General features: G+C 72.9%; 21 protein-coding genes. 4 read left to right on the top strand and 17 right to left on the bottom strand.

Annotated elements, in window-relative coordinates; genetic code table 11:
• Window positions 1-31: 31 nt before the first annotated feature.
• From ACZ6S4_RS07925 to ACZ6S4_RS07895, 7 genes are all read right to left on the bottom strand, one after another.
• Window positions 32-808, bottom strand: a complete 777-nt coding sequence (locus tag ACZ6S4_RS07925; RefSeq protein WP_465474183.1) for a sporulation protein — start codon at window positions 806-808, stop codon at window positions 32-34.
• Window positions 809-820: 12 nt separating this feature from the next.
• Window positions 821-1879 (bottom strand): hemolysin family protein, encoded by a 1059-nt coding sequence (locus ACZ6S4_RS07920; RefSeq protein WP_465474182.1) that lies wholly within the window; start codon window positions 1877-1879, stop codon window positions 821-823.
• Window positions 1876-3237 carry a hemolysin family protein gene (locus tag ACZ6S4_RS07915; protein WP_465474181.1) on the bottom strand — a complete coding sequence of 454 codons (1362 nt, stop codon included), beginning with the start codon at window positions 3235-3237 and terminating at the stop codon, window positions 1876-1878. The genes ACZ6S4_RS07920 and ACZ6S4_RS07915 overlap by 4 nt, the downstream gene beginning before the upstream one ends.
• A 147-nt stretch (window positions 3238-3384) precedes the next feature.
• A complete protein-coding gene (locus ACZ6S4_RS07910; RefSeq protein ID WP_465474180.1) occupies window positions 3385-4977 on the bottom strand; it encodes a M28 family peptidase in 1593 nt (530 codons plus the stop codon).
• Between the two features lie 44 nt (window positions 4978-5021).
• The gene (locus ACZ6S4_RS07905) at window positions 5022-6833 is read right to left on the bottom strand and encodes a serine/threonine-protein kinase (RefSeq protein ID WP_465474179.1); all 1812 of its coding nucleotides are present in this window, start codon (window positions 6831-6833) and stop codon (window positions 5022-5024) included.
• Between the two features lie 63 nt (window positions 6834-6896).
• Window positions 6897-7625: a class F sortase gene (locus ACZ6S4_RS07900; protein ID WP_465474178.1), complete on the bottom strand. Its 729-nt coding sequence runs from the start codon at window positions 7623-7625 to the stop codon at window positions 6897-6899.
• An 11-nt stretch (window positions 7626-7636) separates the two neighbouring features.
• Window positions 7637-8491 carry a DUF4397 domain-containing protein gene (locus ACZ6S4_RS07895; RefSeq protein WP_465474177.1) on the bottom strand — a complete coding sequence of 285 codons (855 nt, stop codon included), beginning with the start codon at window positions 8489-8491 and terminating at the stop codon, window positions 7637-7639.
• 270 nt (window positions 8492-8761) lie between these two features.
• On the opposite strand from ACZ6S4_RS07895, the gene ACZ6S4_RS07890 reads away from it, so the two are divergent.
• Window positions 8762-13294, top strand: coding sequence for an ATP-dependent helicase (locus tag ACZ6S4_RS07890; RefSeq protein ID WP_465474176.1), 4533 nt, complete (start codon window positions 8762-8764; stop codon window positions 13292-13294).
• A 10-nt stretch (window positions 13295-13304) separates the two neighbouring features.
• On the opposite strand, the gene ACZ6S4_RS07885 is transcribed toward ACZ6S4_RS07890, so the two are convergent.
• Complete coding sequence (locus tag ACZ6S4_RS07885) at window positions 13305-13838, bottom strand: GNAT family N-acetyltransferase (RefSeq protein ID WP_465474175.1); 534 nt, start codon at window positions 13836-13838, stop codon at window positions 13305-13307.
• Window positions 13839-14128: 290 nt separating this feature from the next.
• Window positions 14129-15058, bottom strand: coding sequence for an LLM class F420-dependent oxidoreductase (locus ACZ6S4_RS07880; RefSeq protein WP_465474174.1), 930 nt, complete (start codon window positions 15056-15058; stop codon window positions 14129-14131).
• Window positions 15059-15139: 81 nt separating this feature from the next.
• Between ACZ6S4_RS07880 and ACZ6S4_RS07875 the strand changes: the two genes are divergently transcribed.
• Window positions 15140-15925: an SAM hydrolase/SAM-dependent halogenase family protein gene (locus tag ACZ6S4_RS07875; RefSeq protein WP_465474173.1), complete on the top strand. Its 786-nt coding sequence runs from the start codon at window positions 15140-15142 to the stop codon at window positions 15923-15925.
• 214 nt (window positions 15926-16139) lie between these two features.
• On the opposite strand, the gene ACZ6S4_RS07870 is transcribed toward ACZ6S4_RS07875, so the two are convergent.
• On the bottom strand, window positions 16140-16877 hold the full coding sequence (locus ACZ6S4_RS07870; protein WP_465474172.1) for an N-acetyltransferase: 738 nt from the start codon (window positions 16875-16877) through the stop codon (window positions 16140-16142).
• A gap of 12 nt (window positions 16878-16889) precedes the next feature.
• The gene (locus ACZ6S4_RS07865; protein WP_465474171.1) at window positions 16890-17549 is read right to left on the bottom strand and encodes a hemerythrin domain-containing protein; all 660 of its coding nucleotides are present in this window, start codon (window positions 17547-17549) and stop codon (window positions 16890-16892) included.
• A 66-nt stretch (window positions 17550-17615) separates the two neighbouring features.
• Here ACZ6S4_RS07865 and ACZ6S4_RS07860 point away from each other — a divergent pair, with 66 nt between their 5' ends.
• Window positions 17616-20414: a BTAD domain-containing putative transcriptional regulator gene (locus ACZ6S4_RS07860; protein WP_465474170.1), complete on the top strand. Its 2799-nt coding sequence runs from the start codon at window positions 17616-17618 to the stop codon at window positions 20412-20414.
• Window positions 20401-21183: a DNA-formamidopyrimidine glycosylase family protein gene (locus ACZ6S4_RS07855; protein ID WP_465474169.1), complete on the top strand. Its 783-nt coding sequence runs from the start codon at window positions 20401-20403 to the stop codon at window positions 21181-21183. The genes ACZ6S4_RS07860 and ACZ6S4_RS07855 overlap by 14 nt, the downstream gene beginning before the upstream one ends.
• Here ACZ6S4_RS07855 and pspM read toward each other — a convergent pair.
• The 6 genes from pspM to rimO form a co-directional block, all read right to left on the bottom strand.
• The gene (gene pspM / locus ACZ6S4_RS07850; RefSeq protein ID WP_465474168.1) at window positions 21180-21941 is read right to left on the bottom strand and encodes a phage shock envelope stress response protein PspM; all 762 of its coding nucleotides are present in this window, start codon (window positions 21939-21941) and stop codon (window positions 21180-21182) included. The genes ACZ6S4_RS07855 and pspM overlap by 4 nt on opposite strands.
• A 27-nt stretch (window positions 21942-21968) precedes the next feature.
• Complete coding sequence (locus tag ACZ6S4_RS07845; protein WP_465474167.1) at window positions 21969-22832, bottom strand: PspA/IM30 family protein; 864 nt, start codon at window positions 22830-22832, stop codon at window positions 21969-21971.
• A gap of 219 nt (window positions 22833-23051) precedes the next feature.
• Window positions 23052-23531: a helix-turn-helix domain-containing protein gene (locus ACZ6S4_RS07840; protein WP_451912633.1), complete on the bottom strand. Its 480-nt coding sequence runs from the start codon at window positions 23529-23531 to the stop codon at window positions 23052-23054.
• 191 nt (window positions 23532-23722) lie between these two features.
• Window positions 23723-24238, bottom strand: a complete 516-nt coding sequence (locus ACZ6S4_RS07835; RefSeq protein WP_465474166.1) for a CinA family protein — start codon at window positions 24236-24238, stop codon at window positions 23723-23725.
• 35 nt (window positions 24239-24273) lie between these two features.
• Entirely contained in the window at window positions 24274-24867 is a 594-nt protein-coding gene (gene pgsA / locus ACZ6S4_RS07830; protein WP_465474165.1) for a CDP-diacylglycerol--glycerol-3-phosphate 3-phosphatidyltransferase, read from the bottom strand.
• Entirely contained in the window at window positions 24864-26327 is a 1464-nt protein-coding gene (gene rimO / locus ACZ6S4_RS07825) for a 30S ribosomal protein S12 methylthiotransferase RimO (protein WP_465474164.1), read from the bottom strand. Before rimO ends, pgsA begins: the two co-directional genes overlap by 4 nt.
• Window position 26328: the final 1 nt, after the last annotated feature.

Below are 26328 nucleotides of genomic sequence, written 5' to 3'. Positions count from 1 at the left end.
TCAGCTGGCGGCGAGCAACGGCACGCCAGCCTCAGCCCGGCAGAGGCCCCCGGCCAGCCACCTCGTGCACCCACCCCTCCACCACCGACACCCAATCCACCCCGGAGACCTCGTCATACGAGACCCGGTACCGGGCGTAACTATCCCGCCCCTCCCGCAACAACCCCCCACGCTTGTCGAACTCCAGGATCACTTCGATCCCCATCGAGTCCGCCACGAAGGTCACTTCCACCTCGTCCATGGACTTCGCGTACTCCGCCGGCGCCGCGTACTCGATTTCCTGGTAGAACGGCAGCTCCTGCCGTACCCCGTAGATCCCGCCTCTTTCCACGTCCGCGTGGCGCAGCCGAAAGCCCAGGCGGTCGAAGGCCGCCAAGATTTTCTCCTGGGCCGGCATCGGATGGATCTCCACCCCGTCCAGATCCCCCTGGTCCACCGATTTCGCCACCGACAGTTCGGTCCGCACGCCCATCGTCATCCCGGCCAGCGGTTTACCCGCCAGGTGCGTCACCGGCGTCTCCCACGGCACCGTCAATGTGAACGGGATGTCCTCGCGCACCCCCGCCCCGAGCGTGAAGTTCCCCGCCACCGAGGCGCGGTGGAATTCCAGGAGGGCTTCGCCGTCTTCCGCTTCCACGCGGGTCACCAGGGCCAGCACGATGTTGTCGATCAGCACGTCGTATTCACCGCCGGCCACTCTGACCTCGCCGTGCAGGGTGCCGCCGGGGTGGGTGGCCGGGTCGGTCAGGACCGTGTCGACGCTCGGTCCGCCTACCCCGAACGCTCGCAGCACTCTCGCGAAGACCATCCGGCCATCCTCTCAGCGCATGCGCCGGCCCACCGGCACCGGGTCCGTCTCGTCGTCGAATTCGCCGATGACCTGCTCCAGCAGGTCCTCCAGGGCGACGAAGCCGACCCGGCCCTGGCCTCGGCGGGTCACCAGCGCGAACTGGGCCCGGGCCGCCCGCATCCGGGTCACCGCATCCGTGACCGTGACCGCCGCTTCCAGCGTGAACGGCGGGTCCATCAGCTCGGCCGCCGTCGCCGTCCCGCCCGGGGTGGTGACCCGGATCGCGTCGCGGACGTGCACCACGCCCAGCGCCTCGCCCGTCGGGGAGACCACCACCAGCCGGGACCGGCCGCAGCGCAGCGACGCCGCCTCGATGTCCAGGGCCGAGGCCTCCGGCGGGACCGTCACCAGCTGGGCGTCCGGGGTCATCACGTCGGCGACCTTGGTGTCCTGCAGCTTCAGCATGCTCGTCAGCAGCTCGGTCTGCTCCGCGCCGATCAGGCCTTCCGCGCGGGAGCGTTCCAGCAGAATGTGCATCTCCTGCGGGCCGTGCGCCTGGGCCAGCTGGTCCTGCGGGTGCACCCCGAACGGGCGCAGCGCCACGTTGGCCAGGGCGTTCAGCGCCAGCAGGGCTGGGCGGACCATCCGGACGAAGCCGCGGAACGGCAGCGCCAGCAGGGTCGCCGAGCGTTCCGGGTCGGTGATCGCCCACGATTTCGGCATCATCTCGCCGACCACCAGGTGCAGGAACGTGACGACGACCAGCGCCAGCAGGAACGCGATGATGCCGCTCGGCATGTCCGGCAGGCCGATGCCGTGCAGCAGCGGGTGGACCAGGTGCTCGATGGCCGGCTCGGCCAGCGCGCCCAGGCCCAGCGAGCACAGTGTGATGCCGAGCTGGGCGGCGGCGAGCATCAGGGACAGCTCGCGGCTGCCGTCCAGGGCGGCGCGGGCGGCCCGGCTGCCCTCCGCGGCGGCGTGTTCCAGGCGGTAGCGCTTGCTGGCCACCAGGGCGAACTCGGCGGCGACGAAGAACGCGTTCCCGGCGAGCAGCAGCACGGAGCAGATCACGGCCCAGGTCGTGCTCATCGGGACTCCTCCTCGGCGTCGAGAGCGGCGGCGAGAGCGGTGGCGGAGACGGCGGCGGGCCCGGGCGGGGCCGACACGCGTACGGCGTCAGGCACGTGCCTGTCCACCGAGAGCACCGCGAGCGCTGTGCCGGAGGCGAGCGACACGGCGTCGCCGACCTGCGGCACCCGGCCGAGTTCGGACATCACCAGGCCGGACACCGTGTCGTACTCGTCGCTCTCCGGCAGGTCCACGCCGGTCGCGTCGATGACCTCGTCGATGCGCCAGCGGGCCGGGACGATCCACGAGCCGTCCTGCTGGCGGGCGGGGGCCGGCTCGGGCAGGTCGTCCTCGTCGCGGATCGGGCCGACCAGTTCCTCGGCGATGTCCTCGAGGGTGATGATGCCGGCGAAGCCGCCGTACTCGTCGACCACGCAGGCGAGCTGGCGGTGGTCGCCGCGCAGCCGGTCCAGCACCGCGGGCAGGCGCAACGAGGCGGGCACGAAGAGCGGGGGCACGGCCAGCGACTCGACCGGGACCGTGGCACGGTCGGCCGCGGGCACGGTCAGGACGTCCGCGATGCCGACCACTCCGATGATCTCGTCGACGCCGGTGCCGGCGCGGACCGGGAAACGGGACCGGCCGGTGTCGAGCAGCTTCACCACCTGGGACGCCGGGTCGCCGGCGCGGACCGTGTGCACATCCACCCGGGGGATCATCACCTCGGACGCGACCCGGCGGCGGAAGTCGAGGCCGCGGTCGAGCAGTGCCGAGAGCTCCGGATCGAGGTGACCCTCGGCGCGGGACTCGGCGATGATGTGCTCGAGGTCCTCCTCCGTGGCCCCCTCGGGCAGCTCATCGATCGGCTCGATGCCGATCCGGCGCAGCAGCCGGGCCGCGGCCTTGTCGAAGAGCTTGATGATCGGCCCGAAGACGGCCAGGTAGATCAGCGTCGAGCGGCTGAGCGCCTTGGCCAGGGTCTCGGCCCGGGCGATCGCGAAGTTCTTGGGAGCGAGCTCGCCCAGGACCATCTGCACGACGGTGGCGATGAGCAGGGCCAGCACGATCGAGATGGGCAGGCTCACCGCGGTGGGCACCCCGGCCACGCCGAGCAGGTCGGCGAAGCCCTCACCGAGGAACGGCTCGGCGACATAGCCGACGATCAGGGCTGTGACCGTGATGCCGAGCTGCGCGCCGGACAGCACGAACGAGAGCCGTTCAGTGACCTTGAGGGCGCGCTCCGCGGCCTTGTCGCCCTGCTCGGCATCCTGGCGCAGGCGGCTGCGGTCGACCGCGACATACCCGAACTCCTGGGCGACGAAATACCCCGTTACGGCTGTCACCAGGATGACTAGCAGAAATCCGACCAGGATCAACATGGCCGGGCCGGAAAGACGAGAAGCCGGGCCGAGCCCGGCTGCATACTGCCGATCATCCGAAAAAGATAGCAGCGGCGGCTGCAAGTCCGCTGTGAGAAACCCGAGCGGGGGTACGGCCGCAGCCGCACCCCCGCACGCCCCCGTCCGTCAGGCGCGGGTGATGGTGACGTTGTCCACAGCCGCCTCCACCAGGCTCGCCGTGCCGGTGTCGGCCGCCTCCACCTGCAGCCGGATGGACTGCCCGGCGTACGCGGAGAGGTTGACCGTCGCGGCCTGCCACGCGGCGGCGCGGTTGCTCGCCGCCCCGGCCTGGGTGAAGACCGTGGTCGTGGTGCTGCCGGAGATGACCCGGACCCGGAAGTAGTCGCCGCTGGTCGCGTTGTTCAGGTGCGCGAGGTACCAGGAGAACGACAGGTTCAGTGTGCCGGTGGGCAGCGTGATCGCCGGCGACCGGATCGTCGTGGTGCCGCCGTCCACGTCGTTGGCGCCGGCACTGGCCCCGGCGGCCGCGCCGGTGACCAGGTCGTTGGTGCCGCTGACCGTGGTGCCCAGCTGGGTGGCCACGCCCGAGGTGGTGGCGGCCGGGTCACCGCGTTCGAAGGCGCCGGCGGTCGCGGTGTCGGTGGCCCCGGCGTTGGTGGTCCAGCCGGTCGCGGTCTCGAACGTGTCCGAGTAGACCGTCTCGCCGGGCGGAGGCTCGGTGCCGCCGCCGTCGGCCAGCGCCCAGACCGCGGCGGCGATCGCGTCGGAGTTACGGTTCAGCGCCGTGTCGTTGATGTTCGCGCTGGTGTCACAGGCAGCGTGGTAGCAGGGGTCGAACGCGCCGGTCGTACCGCCCCAGAGGGTCACCTGGGCCGCGGTCTTGCGGCCCTCCGCCCCGGTGAAGATGCCGCCGGCGGGGATGCCCGCCGCGATGAACGGGCCGTAGTCGCTGCGCCCGTCGAAGTCGGTGCCGCGGGTCGGCACGCCGATCGATGCGAAGTACGCCTCCAGCGTGTCCTCGATCTCGGCGGAGCCCGCGGGGCCGGGGCCCGAGCCCGTGCCGTCGGAGTTGTCGCCGTCGTAGAGGAAGTAGCCGGGGTTCGGCGAGCCGACCATGTCGAAGTTCAGGTAACCGCCGATGGCCGCCTTCTGCGCCGAGCTCAGCGAGTTCACGTACGCGGTGGAGCCGCGCAGGCCGAGCTCCTCGGCGCCCCACCAGCCGAAGCGCAGGTGCCGGGCGGGCTGGAAGCCGGTCCGGGCGACGGCCAGCGCGACCTCGAGGTTGGCGGCCGAGCCGGAGCCGTTGTCGTTGATCCCGGGGCCGGCCGTGACGCTGTCCAGGTGCGCGCCGACCATGAGGGTGTCGGAGGTGTCGCCGCCGGGCCAGTCCGCGATGAGGTTGTAGCCGGTCGCGCCGTTGTAGGTGAACGACTGCTGCTGGGTGGTGAAGCCGGCCGCGTCGAGCAGACCCTTCACGTAGGTCACCGAGGCCAGGTAGCCGGGGCGGCCGTGCGCGCGGTTGCCGCCGTTCGCCGTGGCGATCGACTGGAGCTGGGTGAGGTGCGCCTTGACGTTCGCGACCGGGATGTCGGGCGGTGCCACGGCGGCCGCGGCGACGGGAGCGGCCTGGACGGGGGCGGCGAAGAGGGCGGCCAGCAAGGCCGACGCGCCGATCAATGGAACTGCTCTCACGGGGTGTCCTCCGCGGGGCTCGGGGGGCGCCGTCGCCCAGGGTGTGGCGGCGGCCACGCCGAGCATCGCAGAGACGCAGTTCTATGCACTCATATCGAATGAGCCATATCTCAGCTGTCCGTGAAGAAGGTGCTCTGGATCATGCCCCATTTCTCGAAATTGCCGGGCCAGTCCAGGTCCAGGGTCATCAGCCCGATCGCGTACGCCCGGCCGTCGTTCGCCGCGCGCCACCGGGTCATCGCGTGCATCCGGTCACCGTCGCGCCCGTCGTACGTGTATTCCCAGTCCGCCGCCCGGGCCAGGCCGGGCACCCGGTCGATCCGCAGCTCGGTGTAATTGCGCAGGTCACCGGCGGCCCGCAGCCGGTTCACTTCCTTGCGGCACGCCTGCACCGGGTCACCCTGCGGGCTGCGGTCGGGGTCGATGCTGAGGATCCTGAGGTTGCTCGGGTCGCGGAAGCAGATCGTGGTGCCGATGGTCTGATAGGTCCAGCCGTCCGGGACCGCGATGTGGAAGCCGGCGTCACTGAAATACGACCAGCCCGGATACAACGCCCAGCCGTCGCGCAGCTTCTCCGCCCCCGCGACCGGCGTGCGGGGCAGTCCGGGCGGTGCCGGGCTGGCGCAGTTCACCGGGCTGAAGCCACCGGAGCTGCCGCCGCTGCCCGAGGACGTGACGACGCTTGGGGTGGCCCCGATCGCCGCCGGCTGGGCCCGGTCGTCGTCATCGCGCAGCGTCAGCCCGGCGGCGACGCCACCACCGGCGAGCACGGCCAGGACCACACCCGCGACGAGGAGCCGGCGGCGTGACCTCGGCGGGTCGACCTCGGCCGGGGCACGGCGCTGGGCCGGGATGAGCGGCTCACTCAGGTGCTCCACCTGCTCGGCGGCCGGTCCGGGCGGGTAGACAACACCGGGCAGGGCCTCGGCCAGGGCAGCGCCGAGGCCGCCACCGGCCGGCTCGGCTTTCGCCTCGACGGGCGCCGGCTGCGGCTGCGGGCGGGCGTCCGGGCCGGGCTGATCGTCGGGGGCCTTTCTGGGGCCGGGTACGACCGCACGGCCGAACGTCGTCCCGGACGTCCTCGACGGTGCCGGGAGCAGACCGGCCTCCGCCACGATCAAGCGCAGCCGCTCGGCCACCTCGGCACCGGTGAGCCGTTCCACCGGCTCGCGGCGCAGCAGTCCGGTGAGCACGGGAGCCAGCGGCCCGGCCCGCACCGGCGGGTCGGCCTCGTCCGTGGCCAGCGCCATCAGCGTCGCCATGGCGCTGTCGCGGGCGAACGGGGAGCGTCCCTCGACGGCGGCGTACAGGGTCGCGCCGAAGGACCACAGGTCGGACTCCACGGTGGACGCCCCGTCACGGGCCCGCTCCGGGGAGACGTACTGCGGAGAGCCGACCACCATGCCGGGGCCGGTGACCGAGCCGTCGTCGACGAAGGTGGCCAGGCCGAAGTCGGTGAGCACGACCCGTCCGTCGTGACCGATCAGCACGTTGTGCGGCTTGACGTCGCGGTGCAGCACGCCGGCCCGGTGCGCGGCAGTCAGGGCGTCGAGCACGTCCAGGCCGATCCGGGCCGCCTCGGCCGGCGCGAAGGCGCCGTCCTCGCCGATGACCTGGTGCAGCGAGCGGGACGGGACGTACTCCATCACGATCCAGGGCAGATCGTCGGCGTGCACGACGTCGTAGATCCGCACCACGTGCGGGTGGTTGAGCCGGGCGGCGCTGCGGGCCTCGCGCAGGGTGCGGGTGCGCAGCCGGGCCTGCTCCTCGTCGGTCATCCACTCCGGCGGGACGAACTCCTTGACGGCGACGTCCCGGTCGAGCATCTCGTCACGGGCCAGCCAGACCCGGCCCATGCCGCCGGAGCCGACCGGCTCCAGGAGCCGGTACCGACCGGCGATGAGCATGCGCCTGACCGCCATCAGCCCCCATCCGTAGCTTCTTCGTCCAGGATAGTCACCGGCGGCTGACCTGCGGAATCCTGATCACCCGGCCACCGCGTAGATCACCAGGTTGTCCGTGTACGACCGCAAAGTCCGGTCGAAGACCCCACCACAGGTGATCAGTCGCAGCTGCCGGTCCGGGGTCGGCCCGTAGACCTCTTCGGTCGGGAACGCCTTCTTCGGATACCAGGCCGTGGCGGTCACCGTGAACGTGACCGTACGATCACCTCTGGTCACTTCGATCTTGTCGCCGGTGGTGATCTCGCGCAGCCGGTAGAAGACCGCCGGCCCCCGCTTCGAGTCGACGTGGCCGGCCAGGACGGCCGGGCCCACGTCGCCCGGGGCTGTGCCGTCCGCGTACCAGCCGGCGTGCTCGTTGGTCTTCGGCGGCTGCAACTCACCGTCCGCGCCCAGCTTCAGCGTCTCCAGCGACGTGTCCACCCCGATGGCCTTGACCCGCAGGCGGGTCGGCGGGCCACTGAGATCCGAGGGCACGGTACGGAACGGGTTCGGCGCACCCTCCATGTCCTCGGACGGCTGGACGGGCACCGAGGCGGCGCTCGGAGTGCCGGCCCAGCGGCCGAGCTTGTCGGTGCCGGTCGGCTCGCGAAGCATCAGGTAACCGGTGGCCACGACGAACGCCACCAGCACCGATACCGCCACTGGCAGCAGGATGCGTGCTTTACGGCGTACCTCCGGCTTATCCGGGGCCGCGGCCCGGCCGGCCCCGGCTGCGGGACCGGCCTCGTGCTCCGGCGTCACGACTCTCATCCGGTACGCCTTCAAGCAGAGCGGGAGCGGCGCCTGAGCCCGACTAGCAGACCACCCGTCGCCACCGCTGCGACCCCGGCCAGCAGCAGAGCCATCGGCATCGGGGACTGCGGCTGCGTGCCGCCGTCGCCCGTGGCCACCCCACCCTGGGGTACGCCGCCCTGGCGCGCCGCGTCGATGTGCAGCTCCGGCTTCAGGCCGCCCTTCTTGTCGTCGAGCACCAGCAGCGAGTACACGTTGCCGGCACCGAGCGTGCAGGGCAGGTCGCTGGTCGCGCCGCCGCCCGTCGGCTTCACCCGAACCGTCCACTTGCCCGGGTTGACCTGGCGATACGCGGTCGTGGTGGCAAACTGCACACCGTCGGCGATGGTCTTGCCGTTGGCCCCGCCGACGTCGAGCACCGGCGCGCGCACCGAGGCCTGGATGATCCGGATCTTGGACTCCCCCGCCCCCGGCAGCTTCAGGTCGTCCTTGAGCACGCGCAGGCCGAGGTCGGCGTAACGACCCACCCCGGCAACCGTGTACGCCGCGCCGTCGTCGACCGTGACCTGCGTGGTCAGCACCGGCGGGGTGCTCGCGGCGGCACCGGCCTTGCGCATCGCCACCGAATACGTGCCGGTGGGCAGGCGCAGGTAGTCGGACATGGCGCCGTACGCGACGCCGTCGAACTTCTGGTCCTTGACCGTGCCCGAGTCGGACTTCAGATAGACGTCCACGGCCGGAGTATCGGGTGAAAGGTGCGCGAGACGGACGTAGCCGTCGCCCGCGGCCTGCGCCGGGGTCGCGGAAAGGGTGATGGTCGCCAGCGCGGCAACGGCGGCCGCCGCGCTACCGAGGCGCCGTAAGGCGGAAACGCGATGGGTCACGGTGCCTCCTGTTCGTGAAGCCTCTGCGGCATCGTCGGTGGCGGCCATCGATGCGTACGCTCTGCGTTCATCAATGTGCCGCACGTCACCGGTCCGCACCATGGTCCTTCCGGTCGCGCACAACCGCCGGTCGAGTGCCCATCCTGTGCTCCAACGTCTGATTGATGCCCATCTTGTTACGGGCCTCCGCTACCTGTTCGTAGCCGTCACCCGGATGGATGTTTTCCGCGGTCGCCGATTTCTGTCAGACCCCGGGGGCACCATGGACGTGTGTCAGACGTCCTCGAGCAGTTCGGCCTCGCCACCCGGGAGTGGTTCCGGGCCGCCTTCGCCGCGCCCACGGCCGCCCAGGCCGGCGCGTGGCGATCCATCGGCGCCGGCCGCAACGCGCTGGTGGTCGCGCCGACCGGCTCGGGCAAGACGCTGGCCGCCTTCCTCTGGTCGCTCGACCGGCTGGCCCACGAGCCTGTCCCGGCCGAGCCCAAGCACCGGTGCCGGGTGCTCTACGTCAGCCCGCTCAAGGCGCTGGCCGTCGACGTCGAGCGCAACCTGCGGGCACCGCTGACCGGCATCCGGCAGGCGTCCGGGCGGCTCGGGCTGCCGCCGCCGGACATCACCGTCGGCATGCGCACCGGGGACACCCCGGCTGACGAGCGGCGGGCCTTCGCGCGTACGCCGCCGGACATCCTGATCACCACGCCGGAGTCGCTGTTCCTCCTCCTCACCTCCGCCGCCCGCGAGTCGCTCAAGGGCGTCGAGACGGTGATCATCGACGAGGTGCACGCGGTCGCGGCCACCAAGCGCGGCGCGCACCTGGCCCTCTCGCTCGAACGCCTCGACGCGATGCTGGGCCGCCCGGCGCAGCGGGTCGGGCTGTCCGCGACCGTGCGCCCGATCGACGAGACGGCGCGGTTCCTGGGTGGTGCCGGTGCCGTCGAGATCGTCCAGCCGCGCAGCAGCAAGACCATCGAGGTCTCGGTGCAGGTCCCGGTGGAGGACATGACCCGCCTCGACGAGGTGCCCGAGGTCGACGCGGACGACCCCGGAGCGGCCCGGCGCACGCCGTCCATCTGGCCCGCCGTCGAGGAACGCGTGCTGGAGCTGATCCAGCAGCACCGCTCCACGATCGTGTTCACCAATTCGCGGCGCGGCGCCGAGCGCCTGTGCGCCCGGATCAACGAGCTGGCCGCCGAGGCCGTGGTCGACCAGGCGGACCGCGCGCCCGCCGCGCTCATGGCCCAGTCCCCGATCGCCGCGGGAGCGTCGCCGGTCGTCGCCCGCGCCCACCACGGCAGCGTCTCCCGCGAGGAACGCAAACAGATCGAGGAGGCGCTCAAGTCCGGCCAGCTCCCGGCCGTGGTCGCCACCTCCAGCCTGGAGCTGGGCATCGACATGGGCGCGGTCGACCTGGTGGTGCAGATCGAAGCCCCGCCGTCGGTCGCCGCCGGGCTCCAGCGCATCGGCCGGGCCGGGCACCAGGTCGGTGCCGTCTCGCGCGGTGTCGTCTTCCCCAAGCATCGCGGTGACCTGCTCAGCTGCGCGGTTGTCGCCGAGCGGATGGGTGAGGGCGCGATCGAGGAGCTGCGCTATCCCCGTAACCCGCTGGACGTGCTCGCCCAGCAGATCGTGGCGATGGTCGCGCTGGACGCGTGGCAGGTCGACGAGCTGGCCGCGCTGGTGCGACGGGCCGCGCCGTACGCGGAGCTGCCCGACTCCGCCCTGCACGCCGTGCTCGACATGCTCTCCGGGCGCTATCCGTCCACCGCGTTCGCCGAGCTGCGGCCCCGCCTGGTCTGGGACCGCACCACCGACGAGCTCACCGGGCGTCCCGGTGCCCAGCGGCTCGCCGTCACCAGCGGCGGCACGATCCCCGACCGCGGCATGTTCGGCGTCTTCCTGGCCGGCTCGGAGAAGGCGTCCCGGGTGGGCGAGCTCGACGAGGAGATGGTCTACGAGTCCCGGGTGGGCGACGTCTTCCTGCTCGGCTCGACCTCCTGGCGCATCGAGGACATCACCCCCGACCGGGTGCTGGTCTCCCCCGCGCCGGGTGCGCCGGCCCGGATGCCGTTCTGGAAGGGCGACGCGCTCGGCCGCCCGATCGAGCTGGGCCGGGCCATCGGCGCCCGGCTGCGCACCCTGACCCGCGCGGAGGACACCAAGGCGACCGCCTCGCTGCGCGACTCCGGGCTGGACGAGTGGGCGGCCGACAACCTGATGGCCTACCTGCGCGAGCAGCGTGAGTCGACCCGCAACCTGCCCGACGACCGCACGATCGTGGTCGAGCGCTTCCGCGACGAGCTGGGCGACTGGCGCATGACCGTGCACTGTGTCCTCGGCGCCCGGGTCAACGCACCCTGGGCGCTGGCCATCGCCCGCCGGCTCTCCGAGCGTTACGGCGTCGACGGCCAGGTCATGCCCTCCGACGACGGCATCGTCATCCGCCTGCCGGACACCGCCGAGGAGCCGCCCGGCGCCGACCTGGTCGCCTTCGACCCGGAGGAGATCTCCCAGCTCGTCGAGGAGTCGGTCGGCACATCGGCGCTGTTCGCCTCCCGGTTCCGCGAGTGCGCCGCCCGGTCGCTGCTGTTGCCCCGCCGCGACCCGCGCCGCCGCCAGCCGCTCTGGCAGCAGCGCCAGCGCTCGGCCCAGCTGCTCGACGTGGCCCGCGAGTTCGCCGACTTCCCGGTCACCCTGGAAGCGGCCCGCGAGTGCCTGCAGGACGTCTTCGACGTGCCCGGGCTGGTCGGGCTGATGCGCGAGATCGCGGGACGCAAGGTCCGGCTGGTCGAGGCCGAGACCTCACGGCCGTCGCCGTTCGCCCGCTCCCTGCTCTTCGGGTACGTGGGCGCGTTCCTCTACGAGGGCGACGCACCGCTGGCCGAACGTCGCGCCGCCGCACTGGCTCTGGACTCGACCCTGCTGGGTGAGCTGCTCGGCCGCGTCGACCTGCGGGAGCTGCTCGACCCGACGGTGGTGACCGAGAGTGAGGCTCAGCTGCAGTGGCTCACCGCCGCCCGCAGCCCCCGGGACGCCGAGGACGCGGCCGAGCTGCTGCGCCTGCTCGGAGACCTGTCCGCGGCGGATCTCACCGCCCGCGGTGTCGAGCTCGACTGGCTGACCACCCTGCAGGCGAGCCGGCGCGCGATACAGGTCCGGATCGCGGGCGAGGAACGCTGGATCGGCGTCGAGGACGCCGGCCGTTACCGCGACGCGCTCGGCGTGGCCCTGCCGGTCGGCGTCGCGGAGGCCTACCTCGAGCCGGTGGCCGACCCGCTCGGCGACCTCGTCGCCCGGTACGCCCGCACCCACGGCCCGTTCGCGGCGGCCACCTGCGCGGCCCGCTTCGGTCTCGGCGTCTTCGTCGTCGAGCAGGCCCTCAAGCGGCTCAGCGCCACCGGCCGGGTCGTCTCCGGCGAGTTCTCCCCCGGCGGGGCCGGCACCGAGTGGTGCGACGCGGAGGTGCTGCGGCTGCTGCGACGCCGCTCCCTGGCCGCGCTGCGCCGTGAGATCGAGCCGGTGCCACCACGGGTGCTGGCCGCGTTCCTGCCCCGCTGGCACCAGATCGGCGGCAACTCCCGCGGCGTCGACGCTCTCGCGGCCACCATCGAGCAGTTGCAAGGCGTGGCCGCACCGGCCTCGGCCTGGGAACGCCTGATCCTGCCGGCCCGGGTCGCCGACTACGCCCCGCCCCAGCTCGACGAGCTGTGCGCCAGCGGCGAGGTGCTGTGGGCCGGCTCGGGCTCCATCCCGGGCGGCGACGGCTGGGTGACCCTCGCGTACGCCGACAGTGCCCCGCTTCTGCTGCCACCACCGGACGACGAGTTCGCGTTGACCCCGCAACACCAGTCGGTGCTGGACGCACTGGCGGACGGTCAGGCGCTGTTCTTCCGCAACCTGTCCGACAAGATCGGCGCCACCGACGACACCGCCCTGGCGGAGACGGTCTGGGACCTGGTCTGGGCCGGGCACCTGACCAACGACACGCTGGCGCCCCTGCGCGCTTTGCTCGGCAGCAGCGGCGCCCACCGCGCGAAGGCGACCCCCGCCCGCACCCGCTACCGCCGTCCCGGCCGCCCGACAATGCCGGCCCGATCCGGACCGCTGATGATGGTGGGCCGCTGGTCCCGCCTGCCGGAACGGGACCTCGACCCGACCCGCCGCGCGGCAGCCCTGGCCGACCTCCTGCTCGAACGACACGGCGTGGTGACCCGCGGCGCAGTGATGGCCGAGGGCGTGACGGGCGGCTTCGCGGCGGTGTATCCGGTGCTGGCAGCGCTGGAGGAGCGAGGCGCGGCCCGCCGCGGCTACTTCGTGGAAGGCCTGGGCGCGGCACAGTTCGCGGTGCCGGGCGCGGTGGACCGGCTGCGCGCCCTGGCCGAGCCCGCCGAGCTGGCCAAACGCACAGGCACGACCGCGGTGGTGCTGGCGGCGACCGATCCGGCCAACCCGTACGGGGCGGCGCTGCCGTGGCCGGAAAGAGTGGTGGACAGCGGCAACGGCGAGACGACGCCGGCGACGGGCCACCGGGCGGGCCGCAAGGCAGGAGCCCTGGTGGTCCTGGTCGGCGGCGACCTGATCCTGTACGTCGAACGCGGCGGCCGGACTCTGCTGTCCTACCTGGACGATACGGAGGCGTTGACGGCGGCGGGGCAGGCGCTGGCGGGATCGGTGCGGTCGGGGGCGCTGGGACCGATGTCGGTGGAACGGGCGGACGGGGAGTCGGTGCATTCGTCGCCGTTGCGGGACGCGTTGACGGGGGCGGGTTTCCGGGCCACGCCTCGCGGACTGCGGCTGCGCGGCTGAACCGGCAGAGTCAGGGCCGGCGATGCTCCTCCGCCGGCCAGCGGGTGATGAAGAGCCAGTCCAGTCCGTCCTCGCCCAGATCGTCCAGGTGTTCGGCGCGGGTGAGGCCCGCCCGCTGGGCCACCTTCTGCGACGCCACGTTGTCCGGCCGGACCCGGGCGAGGATCGGCCACTCCGGAAGATGGCGGCCGGCCCACTGCACCACGGCTGTCGCGGCTTCGGTCGCCACGCCGTTACCCCAGGCCGCCGGATCGAGGCGGTAGAAGAGGTTCAGGACCTCGATCTCGCGGAAGCGGACCACCTTGAGGCCCGCGAAACCGAGGATCTTGCGTGACTCGCGTTCTTCGACGACCCAGTAGCCGAAGCTGTGCCGGCGCCAATGGTCGTCCCATCGGCTGTAGAGGTGTTCGGCCTGGGCCCGCGTTGCCAGCAGGTCCGAAGGGTTGTGCCGGCAGGCCTCGGGGTCGCGGTGGATCGCGAAGATCGTTTCGAGGTCGGCAGGCCCGGGCCGACGCAAAGCCAGTCGCGCGGTGACAATCTCCACGCAACAGACTTTAGGCCCCGAGCCCGGACACCTCATCCCCGCCACCACCAAGACCGTCCCCACCTGGGCCAAACCCCCGCAACGACCCCGCAGCCGCCCATCCCGGCCACCCACCTACCCCCACCGCGAGCCGTTCACGGACCGCACCATGGGCTACGACAAGGGTGCGCCGGAACGCCGGGCACACCGACCACCGCGCAGGTCACCAGGCGGAGCGTTGGAACGGGATCGGGCCGGTGATCTCGGCGCCGGGAAGTACCGACACCAGGAACCACCGGCCCGGGCAGCCGTCAGGGCAGCTGCGGCGCCACCGCTGCGGCGACCAGTTCGATGTGGTCGAGGTCGCTCAGGTCCAGCACCTGCAGGTACATCCGGGACGCTCCCGTCTCCGCGTACCGGCCGAGGATCTCCACCGCCTGGTCCGGCGTGCCCACCACCCCGCCGTTCCCGCGCATTTCTTCCACGTCGCGACCGATCGCCGCCGCTCGGCGCTTCACTTCAGCCTCGTCGCGGCCCACGCACAGCACCGCCGCCGCCGACAGGGCCGGCGGCTGCGCGCGGCCGATCTGTTCGCTTGCCGCCCGGACCCGGTCGAACATCGCCGGCAGGTCCGCCACCTTCGCGAACGGGGCGTTGAACTCGTCGGCGTACCGGGCCGCCAGGGCCGGGGTGCGCTTCTTGCCCGCACCGCCCACGATGATCGGCGGGCGGGGTGACTGGACCGGTTTCGGCAGGGCCGGCGAGTTCGTCACCTGGTAGTGCCGCCCCTCGAAGGTGTACTGCTCGCCCACCGGGGTCGTCCACAGGCCCTCGACGATCTCGAGTTGCTCCTCGAGGCGGTCGAAACGCTCACCCACCGGCGGGAACGGGATGCCGTACGCGGTGTGTTCCTGCTCGAACCAGCCGCCGCCCAGGCCCAGTTCCACCCGGCCGCCGCTCATCGCGTCGACCTGGGCCACGCCGATCGCCAGGGGGCCCGGCAGGCGGAACGTGGCCGACGTGACCAGGGTGCCGAGCCGGATCCGGGAGGTCTGCACCGCCAGTGCGGCCAGGGTCAGCCAGGCGTCGGTCGGGCCGGGCAGACCGTCCCCGCCCATCGCGACATAGTGGTCGGAGCGGAAGAAGCCGTCGTAGCCGGTCTGCTCCGCGAGCTGGGCCACCCGCCGCAGGTCGTCGTGCGAAGCACCCTGCTGGGGTTCGGTGAAGATGACAAGACGCATAGATCAACAGTGCCAGAAGTGCCGCGACGCGCCCGGCCAGCCGCACGCACGGACTGTGCCGGGGCAGTAACGTGAACCACCATGGGCGGCTATGGATGGATCAGCCTCACCACCGACTACGGCACGTTCGACGGTTTCGCCGCCGCGTGCCGCGGGGTGATCGCGCGCATCGCTCCCGATGTGCGAGTCAACGACATCACCCACCACGTGCCGCCCGCTGACGTGGCGCGCGGCGCCGCGGTGCTGGCGCAGACGGCGCCGCACCTGCCGCCGTCGGTGCACGTCGCCGTGGTCGACCCCGGGGTCGGCTCGGAGCGGCGCGGCATCACGATCGGCACCCCCGGCGGCATCCTGGTCGGTCCCGACAACGGGCTGCTGATCTGGGCGGCCGAGGCGCTGGGCGGCATCAACAGCGTGTTCGAGCTCACCACCAAAGATTGGCTGCTCGGCGACGTCTCGCGCACTTTCCACGGCCGGGACGTGTTCTCGCCGGCCGCGGCGCGGCTGGCGCTCGGCGCCCAGCTGAGCGACGCGGGGCCGGCCATTGCCCCGGAGACCCTGGTGCGGCTGCCCGATCCGGTCGTCGCGGTCGGCGACGGCTGGCTTGAGGCCGAGGTGCTCACCGTCGACCGCTTCGGGAACGTGCAGCTCGCCGCCGGCGGCGCGACGCTGTCCGGGCTGAGCCCGGACCTGGTGATCGGCGGGGTCAAGGCCCGGCGCGCCCAGACCTTCGCCGATGCCCAGCAGGGCGAGATGATCGTGTACGAGGACTCAGCCGGCCGCGTGGCGATAGCGGTGAACGGCGGCCGCGCAGTCGTCCTGCTCTCGGTCCGCCCCGGCGACATAGTCCGCGTCGCCGAACGCTAACCGGGCCGGGCCGGGCCGGGCCGGGCCAAGCCGGGCCGGGCCAAGCCGGTGCCGAGCCGGGCCGGGCCAAGCCGGGGCCGAGCCGGGCCGGGCCAAGCCGGGGCCGAGCCGGGCCAAGCCGGGGCCGAGCCGAGCCAAGCCGGGGCCGGGCCGAGCCAAGCCGGGGCCGGGCCGAGCCAAGCCGGGGCCGGGCCGGCCAAGCCGGGGCAAGAGCTCAGAGCCGGTGGTGCACCCAGACATTGGGCTCCACGTAGACCGCCCGGTTCCCGGCCACGTCGCAGTACACCGGCCCGAGCGCATGCGGCACCGTCACCGCCCCCGGGGAGTCGAACGGCAGGTCCGTCCACCGGCGCCAGTCCTCGAGCGTGCCCACCATCACCATGCTGGTGTGCGCCACGTTCACGATCCGCCCGCCCGCGCGGACGTGCACGCGCAGCCACGGGTCGACCGGGAGGCCGTCCGGACGCTGCTCGTACGCGTACGTGTCGATGCTTTTGCCCTGGGCGCCGGTCGGCCGGACCGGCGCGATCAGGTCTTTGAAGCCCTGGGCCGCGGCGTTGGCCCGCAGGGCCGCCAGCATGCGGGCCGACAGCCCGTGGCCACGCAGGTCCGGCCGCACCATGATCTCCAGCGCCGAGACGATCGCCAGCGCGGTGCCGCGGAGCCGGTCGTGGGCGGCCTGCCGGACCGCCCAGTCCCAGCCGTGCTCGGGCAGCCCGTCGGCGATCGCGCCGGTGAAGCTCAGCGGCACCGAGTGGGCCTTCGCGACGGCCTCGCCGGTGTCGAGGTCGACGGCCAGCAGCTGGAACTCCGGGTAGTGGTCGAACTCGTAGCCGTAGAAGAACTCGCCGCTCTCGTCCTGGGTCATGAACCGCGGCCACAGTCCGGTGAGGCCGGACCAGAGCGGGCGCCGGTCCGGGCGTTCTGCCGCGGACGTGATGTCGAGCTGCACCCGACGACCATGTCAGCCGCGGCGGATGCTGTCTCGTGATTTTGCGTAGGTGCGCGGCCCGACAATTCGCCACAGCAGCCGGGCCGGTCCGGGCAGCTGGGCCAGGAACATCTTCCGCTCCTGAGGGCTTGCCTCCTCCAGGATCGCGCCGACGAAGACCAGGGCCAGTTTGTTCTTCGGGATCGCCTCGCGACCCCGTTCGTTGAGCGCGTTCCATTCGGCCGGGGTCACGTGCTCGGACACCAGCGGCAGCAGTTCGCGTTCCTCGTCGCCCAGGTGTTCGTCGAGGGCGCCCGACGCCTGGGCCAGCACGTCCGCGAGCTCGTCGCGGACCTCGGCGGCGGCGTGCGCACGCCAGCGGGCGGTCAGGTCGTCGATGCGGGTGAGCAGGCCGGCCAGGCGTTCGTGCTGCGCCTCCATCCGGTGCACGAGGTCGGCGCGCAGCCCGACGCGGTCGAGCATGACCGGCCAGAGCAGTTCGTCCTCGGCCTCGTGGTGGTGGTGCAGCGCCCCGGCCACGTTGGCCAGGTGCGAGCCGATGGTCTCGGCGCGGGCGGTGTCGCCGGGCGGCACCGCGCGGATCAGGGCGGGCAGGATGCGGAACTCGCGCCGGAACACGCGGTGCACGAGCACCATTTCCCAGGTGTCGACGCGTGCGGTTGTGGTCGTCATGGGTACAGGGTGCTCGGGTCGGCTTGCAGACTGCCTGCAAGTGGCCTGCGTTTGTATGCTCCACCCGTGCTGAGCTGCCGCGTTCTCGGGCCGACCGAGCTCGGCGCGGGCCGCGTCGTCCTCGATCTGGGCGGTCCGTTGCCGCGCCGGCTCGTCACCGCGCTCATCGCGGCCGGTGGCCGGCCGGTCGGCGGGGACGCGCTGACGGCGGCGGTGTGGGGTGATGATCCGCCGGCCAGCCCGGAGGTGTCGCTGCAGGCGTACGTGTCGCGGTTGCGGCGAGCCCTGGGGTCCGAGCACCGCGAGGCGCTGCAGCGGGTCGGCGACGGATACCGGTTGACCGGCGCGGATACAGATGTGGCGGCGTTCGAGGCGGGCGTCGCCCGCGGGCGGGAGCTGCTGGACGAGCAGCGGCCGGCCGAGGCCGTCCGCGCCTTCGACGCGGCGCTGCGGCTGTGGCGGGGCGAGGCGTTCGCGGATCTGGACGGGGCCGCGGAGGTCGAGGCCGCCCGGGCCCGGCTGGGCGAGCTGCGCCTGGTCGCGGTCGAGGAGAGGCTGGCGGCACGCCTGGCCGCGGGCGACGCACCCGGCGCGGTGGCCGAGCTGACCCCAGCGGTACGCGCAGAGCCCTATCGCGAACGCCGCTGGGAACTGCTCATCCTCGGTCTCTACCGCAGTGCTCGCCAGGCCGAGGCGCTGTCGGCCCTGCGCAGGGTCCGCGCACTGCTCGCCGACGACCTCGGTGTGGATCCCGGTCCCGCCCTGCAGTCCCTGGAACGGCGCCTGCTGGCCCAGGATCCCGGCCTGCTGTTGCCCGCCCGGCCCGACGCGGCACCACGCCCGGTCGCTACGGCCCCCGCGGTGACCCGGCCGCTGTCCGCCTTCGTCGGCCGGGAGGCGGAGCTGGCCGCGCTCGAGGCCACCATGCCGGCCACACGCCTGCTCTCCCTTGTCGGTCCGGGTGGCGCGGGCAAGACCCGGCTGGCGGTGGAGTACGCCGCCACCCGCCCGGACGGCGACGGCCCGTGGCTGGCCCGGCTGGCCGACGTCGCAGAGCCGGACCTGCTGGTCTCCACGATCGCCGCGGCCGCCGGCGTGCACCAGCCCGCCGAGCCCGGCCCGGCCGGCCTGAGTTCCGCCCTGAGCGACCGGGAAGCGCTGCTCATCCTCGACAACTGCGAGCATCTCGTCGCCGCCGTCGCCGACCTGGTCGTCGAGCTGCTGGCCCGCTGCCCGCAGCTGCGGATCCTGGCGACGAGCCGCGAACCGCTCGGTGTCGACGGCGAACGGCTGCTGCCGGTCGCTCCCCTGCCGTCGGGCGACGCCGTGGCGCTGCTGGCCGACCGGATCGGCGCGGTACGGCCGGGCTGGAGTCCGGACCCCGACGACGAGGCACAGTTGGCGCGGCTGGCGGAGGTGCTGGACGGGATCCCGCTGGCGCTGGAGCTGGCCGCCGCCCGGGCCCGGGTGCTGGGTCTCGGCGAGCTGGTGTCGTTGCTCGGTGAGAGGTTCCCCGCGCTCGGCCGGGTGCCGCGCGGCGCCCTGGCCCCGCACGCCACGCTGGAGGCGGCCGTGGCCTGGAGTGTCGACCTGCTGCCGGCCGCCGACCGGGCGCTGCTGCTGCGGCTGTGGCCGTTCACGGGCGGCTTCACCGTGGAGGCCGCCGCGGCGGTCGGCTCCGATCTGGAAGCGCTGTCCTCGCTGGTCACCCGCTCGGTGGTGACCGCCGACACGACCGTGACGCCGACCCGCTACCGGCTGCTGGGCATCATCCGGGCGTACTGCCAGGAGCACGACCCCGAGCCGGCGGCGAGCCGGGCAGCGCAGGCCGCCTGGGTCCGCGCGCTGGTCGAGCGGACCGCGCCCGAGCTGCGCGGGGAACGCTCGGCGCACGCCATCCGGGTGCTCAACCGGGAGGTGCCCAACCTGCGCGCCGCGCTGGCCCACGACCTCGTCGCGGACCCGGGAGCGGCGCTGCGGACGGCGGGCCTGCTGGAGTGGTTCTGGTTCCGGGGCGGGCATGTGGCTGAAGGGCTGCGGCTGCTGACCACAGCCCTGGCCGGGGCGCCGGACGCGCCCGCGGTCGACCGGGCGCTCGCGCTGGCCACCTGCGGGACCCTGCGGTTCATCGGCGGAGACGTTGACGGGGCCGCCGAGTGCCTGTGGCAGGCGAAGGCCCTGCTCGCGGAGCCGGACAGCCAGGACGGGTGGCGCCTGGTCAGCCAGCTCCGCTACTACGAGTCGCTGATGTGTTCGACGCGTGGCGACTACGACACCGCCGTGGTCCGGGCCCGGGAGTCGATCGCGGTGAGTGTGCGGATCGGCGAGCAGTGGGCCACGCCGGCCGGAGAGATGGCGCTCGGCGGGGCCCTGACCGGGCTCGGCGAGCTGCTGGAGAGCCGCCGGGTGCTCCAGGGCGCGGCCGCGCACGCCGGCGAGCTGCGGCAGAACTGGATCGCCGCGATGAGTGAGCTGCTGCTGGCCCGGGCCTGGCTGGTCCCGGCCGACCCCGATCCGGCCGCGGCGCTGCGCGAGCTCGGTGCCGCCCTGAGCCGGTTCCGGGAGGAGGACGACGTCGGCAACGTGCTCTCCTGCCTGCACACCGGCGCGTACGCCCTCACGCTGAGCGGCCGGCCCGAGCTGGGTGCGACGCTGCTGGCCGCCGTACGCCACCAGGGCGCCCGCCGCGGACTACGGCCCGAAGCCACCGACCCCACGACCTCCGCCGCCCTGAACAACGCCCTCGACCAGGCCCTCGATCCGGTGACCCGGGCCGCCGCCGACGCCGACGGTGCCACGCTGGAACCGGCCGCGATGATTGCGATGCTGTCGGCTGGGCAGGAGCAGAGCCATGCCCGAAGGTGACACCGTATGGAACACCGCGCGCGTCCTCGAACGCGCGCTGCAGGGCGACGTGCTCACCGGCTCGGACTTCCGGGTGCCGCAGCTCGCGACGACCGATCTGACCGGCTGGACGGTGGCCGAGTCGGCGAGCCGGGGCAAACACCTGCTGCTGCGGCTGACCAGCGGCGAACGGGCCATGACCCTGCACTCGCACCTGCGGATGGACGGCGCCTGGCGGGCGTACGCGCCGGGTGAACGCTGGACCGGCCGCCCGGCACACCTGATCCGGGTGGTGCTGCGGACGAAACGCTCGGTGGCGGTCGGCTACCACCTGCACGAGGTGGCGTTGCTGCCCACGGCCGAGGAGGAGAAGCTGCTCGGCCACCTGGGACCGGACCTGCTCGGCGCCGACTGGAATCCCGACGAGGCGGTCCGCCGGATCGCGGCGAAGCCGGACGTCCCGATCGGTGAGGCGCTGCTGGACCAGCGCAACCTCGCCGGGGTCGGCAACCTCTACAAGGCCGAGACGCTCTTCCTACGCGGGCTGTGGCCGTGGACGCCGGTCTCCGCGGTGGCGGACCTGGCCGGCACGGTGAAGCTGGCGCAGAAGCTGGTGGCCTCCAACCGCGGACGCTGGACGCAGACCACCACCGGCTCCCTGCGCCGGGGACAGACCAGCTACGTCTACGGACGGCGGGCCCAGCCCTGCCGGCGCTGCGGCTCGGCCATCCAGAAAGAGGACCAGGAGGAGCGGATCACCTACTGGTGCCCGCGCTGCCAGCCGTCCTAGGCAGCGGGGGTCGCGGGCCGCCGCAGCTCGGACAACCCCTCGGCGATGCCCCGCAGACGGTCGGTCGCCTCGATCAGGCCACCGAGCGCCGGGTGCTGGGTGGAGGCCGGGTGGCCCTCCTCGGCGACATAGCTCGCCGCGGCCGCGACCAGCCGTTCGTACGCGGCCACGCCCTCGGTGAACTGCTTGGCCAGGCTCTCGTGCGCCTGCTCGATCCCGGGCCGCTGATCCGGCGGGCTGAGTGGGATGGCCCGTTCGACGCTGGCCACCCGCTGGCCGAGGTCACGCAGCCACTGCTCGGCCACCGCGGCCTCCAGCATCGCGGCCTCGCCGGGCCCGGTCAGCCGGCCGGCCAGCCCGGTCAGCGTCATGGCCGCCCGGTCCAGCCTGTCCCAGGCCTGGGCGACGGCGGAACCGCGCAGCGCGTAACGGTCCTTGTGCCGGCGCACCTCCTGCAGCACCTGCCGGCCCGCCGGGAACCGCTCGACGGCCGCCACCAGCCGCTGGCCGGGGATGGCCGGCGGGGCGGGCGGCGGCGCCGGGATCGCGGCCAGCGCCCGGTGGTCACTCCAGCGCCACCAGGCCAGCGCCACGGACGCACCCGCCGACGCGGCCCAGGCCGCATCGGCGAGCCCGATGCCCGCGTACGGGGTGAGCACGGCAGCGGCAGCGGTCAGCCCTCCGCCGACGACGCTCCAGCGCCGCGCGGACCCCCGCAGCTTCCTGAGCTGCCGGAAGTACCTGCTCCGCTCGTCCACCGTTCACTCCTCCCCGGGGTGGGGTGCTCAGCCCGTGGCCGAGGTGTCCCCACGCTTGGCGTTCATGCTTGCCCTGATCTCGTCGAGGCGGGCCACGCTGGCCGGGTCGGCTGCCGGAGCGGCGTTGCCCGCCTCCACAGCCGGCTTGGCCGCGGTGCCGCCGAGCTGCTCGCCGGCCATGCTGGCCCGGATCTGCTCCAGCCGCGAGGTGCCGGCCATGTCGAGGCTCGACTTCTGCACCTCGAGCATGCGGCCCTCGACGGAGTTCGACGCCAGTTCGGCGCGGCCCATCGCGTTCGCGTAGCGCTGCTCGATCTTGTCGCGGACCTCGTCCAGGGACGGGGTGTTGCCCGGCGCGGAGAGCGACGACATCGACTCCAGCGACTTGGCCACCGTCTCCTGCATCTTGGCCTGCTCGAGCTGGCTGAGCAGGCGCGAGCGCTCGGCGATGCGCTGCTGGAGCACCATCGCGTTGTTCTCCACCGCCTTGCGGGCCTGACCGGCCGCCGACAGCGCCTGGTCGTGCAGCGTCTTCAGGTCTTCCATCGACTGCTCGCCGGAGACCAGTTGGGTGGCGAGCGTCTGCGCGGTCGACTCGTACTTCTGCGCCTCGGCCTCGTCACCGCCGGCCCGGGCCCGGTCGGCCAGCACCAGGGCCTGGCGGGCCATCCCCTGGAGCTTCTCGACCTCGGACATCTGCCGGGACAGCTTCATCTCCAGCTGCCGCTGGTTGCCGATCACGGCGGCGGCCTGCTGGACGAGCGCCTGGTGCTGGCGCTGGGCATCCTCGATGGCCTGCTGGATCTGCACCTTGGGGTCGGCGTACTCATCGATCTTGGCGCCGAAGAGCGCCATCATGTAGCGCCAGCCCTTGACGAACGGGTTCGCCATATCCGCGGTATCCCCTCAATGTCGCTCAGTCGGACGCGCCACCGACGCGGGACCGAGGGGTCTTCACGATGGCGCGAAGTCCATCGTGTCAGCTCCACGCCACCGGCGTCACGTGACCTACGGGGGATCTCAGGGTCGGACGAGGGTTCCCCCGACATCGAGGCTACGCGCCGATACGCGTTCCGGCGACGCCGGAACGCGTAGGGGCGGTGCTGAGGATCAGGCTGCGTAGACGATGTCGCGCCCGCGCTTGCGGGTCGCGTGCAGGGTCGCCTTGAGCGGAGACTCCTGGCGCACGGAGACGGAGACCGTCCCGTCGGAGGTCACCTGGCGCACGGCCGGGGCCTCGCCCTTCTTGACCGGAGCCGCCTTGATCGGGGAGCCGGTGAGCGGAACGGGGTTGGCGCCCGCACCACTGGTCTCGACGGGAGTGGGCTCGAGCGGGGCGAGAACACCGTCCATCCCCTCGGCGAGCGCGAGCGTGCCGCTCACTTCACCCAGGACCTCGGACAGGCGCGCGCCCAGTGCCTCGCAGATCGCGGCGAGCAGCTCGCTGGACGCTTCCTTCTGGCCACGTTCGATCTCGGAGAGATACCCCAGGCTGACGTTGGCGGCGGTCGACACCTCACGCAGCGTGCGATGCTGACCCTGCCTGCGCGCCCGAAGTGCGTCACCGATAACCCGGCGTAGCAGGACCATGGCACCTCCTCCTGCGGCGGGGCCACCGGCAACCGCCGGAGGCTTCCCGCAACCGTACCCGCTACGGGCTACACCGACATCCCGCCCCGCCGAAATGCGGGACGGGCGGGAACGCGCGGGTGCCCGCGGGGCTGCTGAGACGGGCGGCGGGCAGGTTTCACCCACTCACCCGATCGAGACAACGCGGCAGCTCAGCCCGCGATTCCCGCGGTCGAGCCGCGCAGCTGGGCGACGAGCAGCGACAGGGCGGACGTCACACTCGCGGTGCGGATGTCCTGTCGCGAACCCGGCAGGCTCAGCTCCTGCACGGTGGCTCCGCCCGGCCCGGCCGCCGCGACGAAAACCATCCCGACCGGCTTGCCGTCCTGCGGCTCCGGCCCGGCGACCCCGGTCGTGGCCAGGCCCCAGTCGGAACCGCAGCGCTCCCGCACCCCCTCGGCGAGGGCCAGCGCGACGTCCGGATCGACCGGCCCGCGCTCGTCCAGCAGCTGCCGGGGCACGCCGGCCAGGGTGTGCTTCAGCTCGGTGGCGTAGACCACCACGCCGCCCTTGAACACCGCGCTCACCCCGGCGATCTCGACGATCGTGGCGGCGAGCAGGCCACCGGTCAGCGACTCCGCGACCGACAGGGTCTGGCGCCGGTCGGCCAGGGCGTGCACCACCGCGGCGGCGGCCACCCCGGGATCATCGATCTTGCCTTCGCTCATGCCCCGATTCTGCCAAGCACGGGTGGGGCGCACCCTCAGACCCGCTGGGCCCGCCGGCGCAGGCGCAACGCCTGCAACACGTAATCCACACCCGTCACCACGGTCACGATCAGCGCGGCGACCATCAGCACCGTGCCGACCAGGTCGAAGGGCTCCGGGACGGGCCACAGGAACCACGCGATCGCGGCGATCTGCAGCGCCGTCTTGAGCTTGCCGCCGCGGCTGGCCGGGATGACGCCGTACCGGATCACCCAGAAACGCAGCGCCGTGACCCCCCACTCGCGGACCAGGATCAGGCCCGTCACCCACCACGACAACCGGTCGTACGCCGACAGCAGCACCAGCGCACTGCCGGTCAGCGCCTTGTCCGCGATCGGATCCGCCACCTTGCCGAAGGACGTCACCAGCTCGTAGCGCCGGGCGATCCAGCCGTCCGCGAAATCCGTGGCGGACGCCACACAGAAGGTCAGGCAGGCCAGGATCCGCCAGCCGGACTCCGTCATCTCGGAAACGATGACGAACGCGACGAACACGGGGACGAGCACGATGCGGGCGGCCGTCAGCACGTTGGCCGGGTTGTAGAGCGAAACCGGCCGCGGCGCGGCCACCGGCACCGGCTCGTCGGTCACGACGCCGCCGCTGCCGGCGCCGCGGAGATCATTTCGACGGGTACGGCCACCAGGTCGACGCCCTCGGTGCCGGTGACCCGGGCCCGGACGAAGTCGCCGGGGCGCAGCGCGGCCAGGTCAACCCCCTGGTCGCCGGCGACCAGCAGGGTGGAACCGTCGACCTCGGGCGCCTGGTGCTCGGCGCGGCCCTCGATCTCGCCGTCGGTGATCGTGTCGACCAGCACCTCGACGACCGAGCCGAGCCGGTCCTCGGCCCGCTGGGCGCACAGTTCGTCGGCCAGTTCGCTGATCTCGGCGTACCGGAGCTTGATCTCGTCCTCGTCCACCTTGCCGGACAGGCCGACGGCCTCGGTGCCGTCCTCGTCGCTGTAGTCGAAGACGCCGATGGCGTCCAGCCGGGCCTCGGTCAGGAACCGGACCAGTTCGTCCAGGTCCTCCCGGGTCTCGCCGGGGAAGCCGACGATGAAGTTGCTGCGTGCGCCCGCCTCGGGGGCCAGCGTGCGGGCCGAGGCGAGCAGCTCCAGGAACCGGTCGGTGGAGCCGAACCGGCGCATCCGGCGCAGCACCGGCTCGCTGGAGTGCTGGAAGGACAGGTCGTAGTACGCCGCGACGCCCGGCGTGGTGGCGATGGTCTCGACCAGGCCCGGACGGGTCTCGGCGGGCTGCAGGTAGCTGGCCCGGACCCGGACGATCCCCGGCACGGCGGCGAGCTGCGGCAGCAGCTTCTCCAGGGCGCGCGGGTCGCCGAGGTCCTTGCCGTACGAGGTGCTGTTCTCACTCACCAGGACCAGCTCGCGGACGCCGGTGCCGGCCAGCCACTCGGCCTCGGCCAGCAGCTCCTGCGGATCACGGGAGACGAACGCGCCGCGGAAGGCCGGGATGGCGCAGAACGAGCACCGCCGGTCGCAGCCGCTGGCCAGCTTGAGGCTCGCGACCGGGCCGCTGTCGAGGCGGCGGCGCAGCACCTGGCGCAGGTGGGCGGGGGTGTGCTCGTCGACGGTGGCGTGCCCGGGGACGACGACCTTGGCCGCCTGCCGGGCGACCGGGGTCAGCGGCAGCAGCTCCCGGCGGTCCCGCGGGGTGTGCGCGTCGAAGCGCTCACCGGCGAGCACGCCGTCGAGGCGGGCGGCGATGTCGGTGTAGTCGTCGAAGCCGAGCACGGCCTGCGCCTCGGGGAGGCTCTCGGCGAGCTCCTTGCCGTACCGCTCGGCCATGCAGCCGGCCGCGACCACCTTGGCGCCGGTGTCAGCCGCCGCGAGCAGGGTCTCGATGGAGTCCTGCTTGGCCTTCTCGACAAAGCCGCAGGTGTTGACGAGGACCACGTCGGCGCCGTCGGCGTCCGTGCTGACCTGCCAGCCACCGGCGTCGAGACGGGCGGCCAACTCCTCGGAGTCGACCTCGTTACGGGCACAGCCCAGGGTGAGCAGGGCGACACGGCGGGGGGCAGGGGTTACCGACACT

The organism is Actinoplanes sp. NPDC051405 (assembly GCF_055586185.1).
Note: the sequence above shows the minus strand (reverse complement) of the source record. Positions and strands in the feature narration are given on the sequence as shown.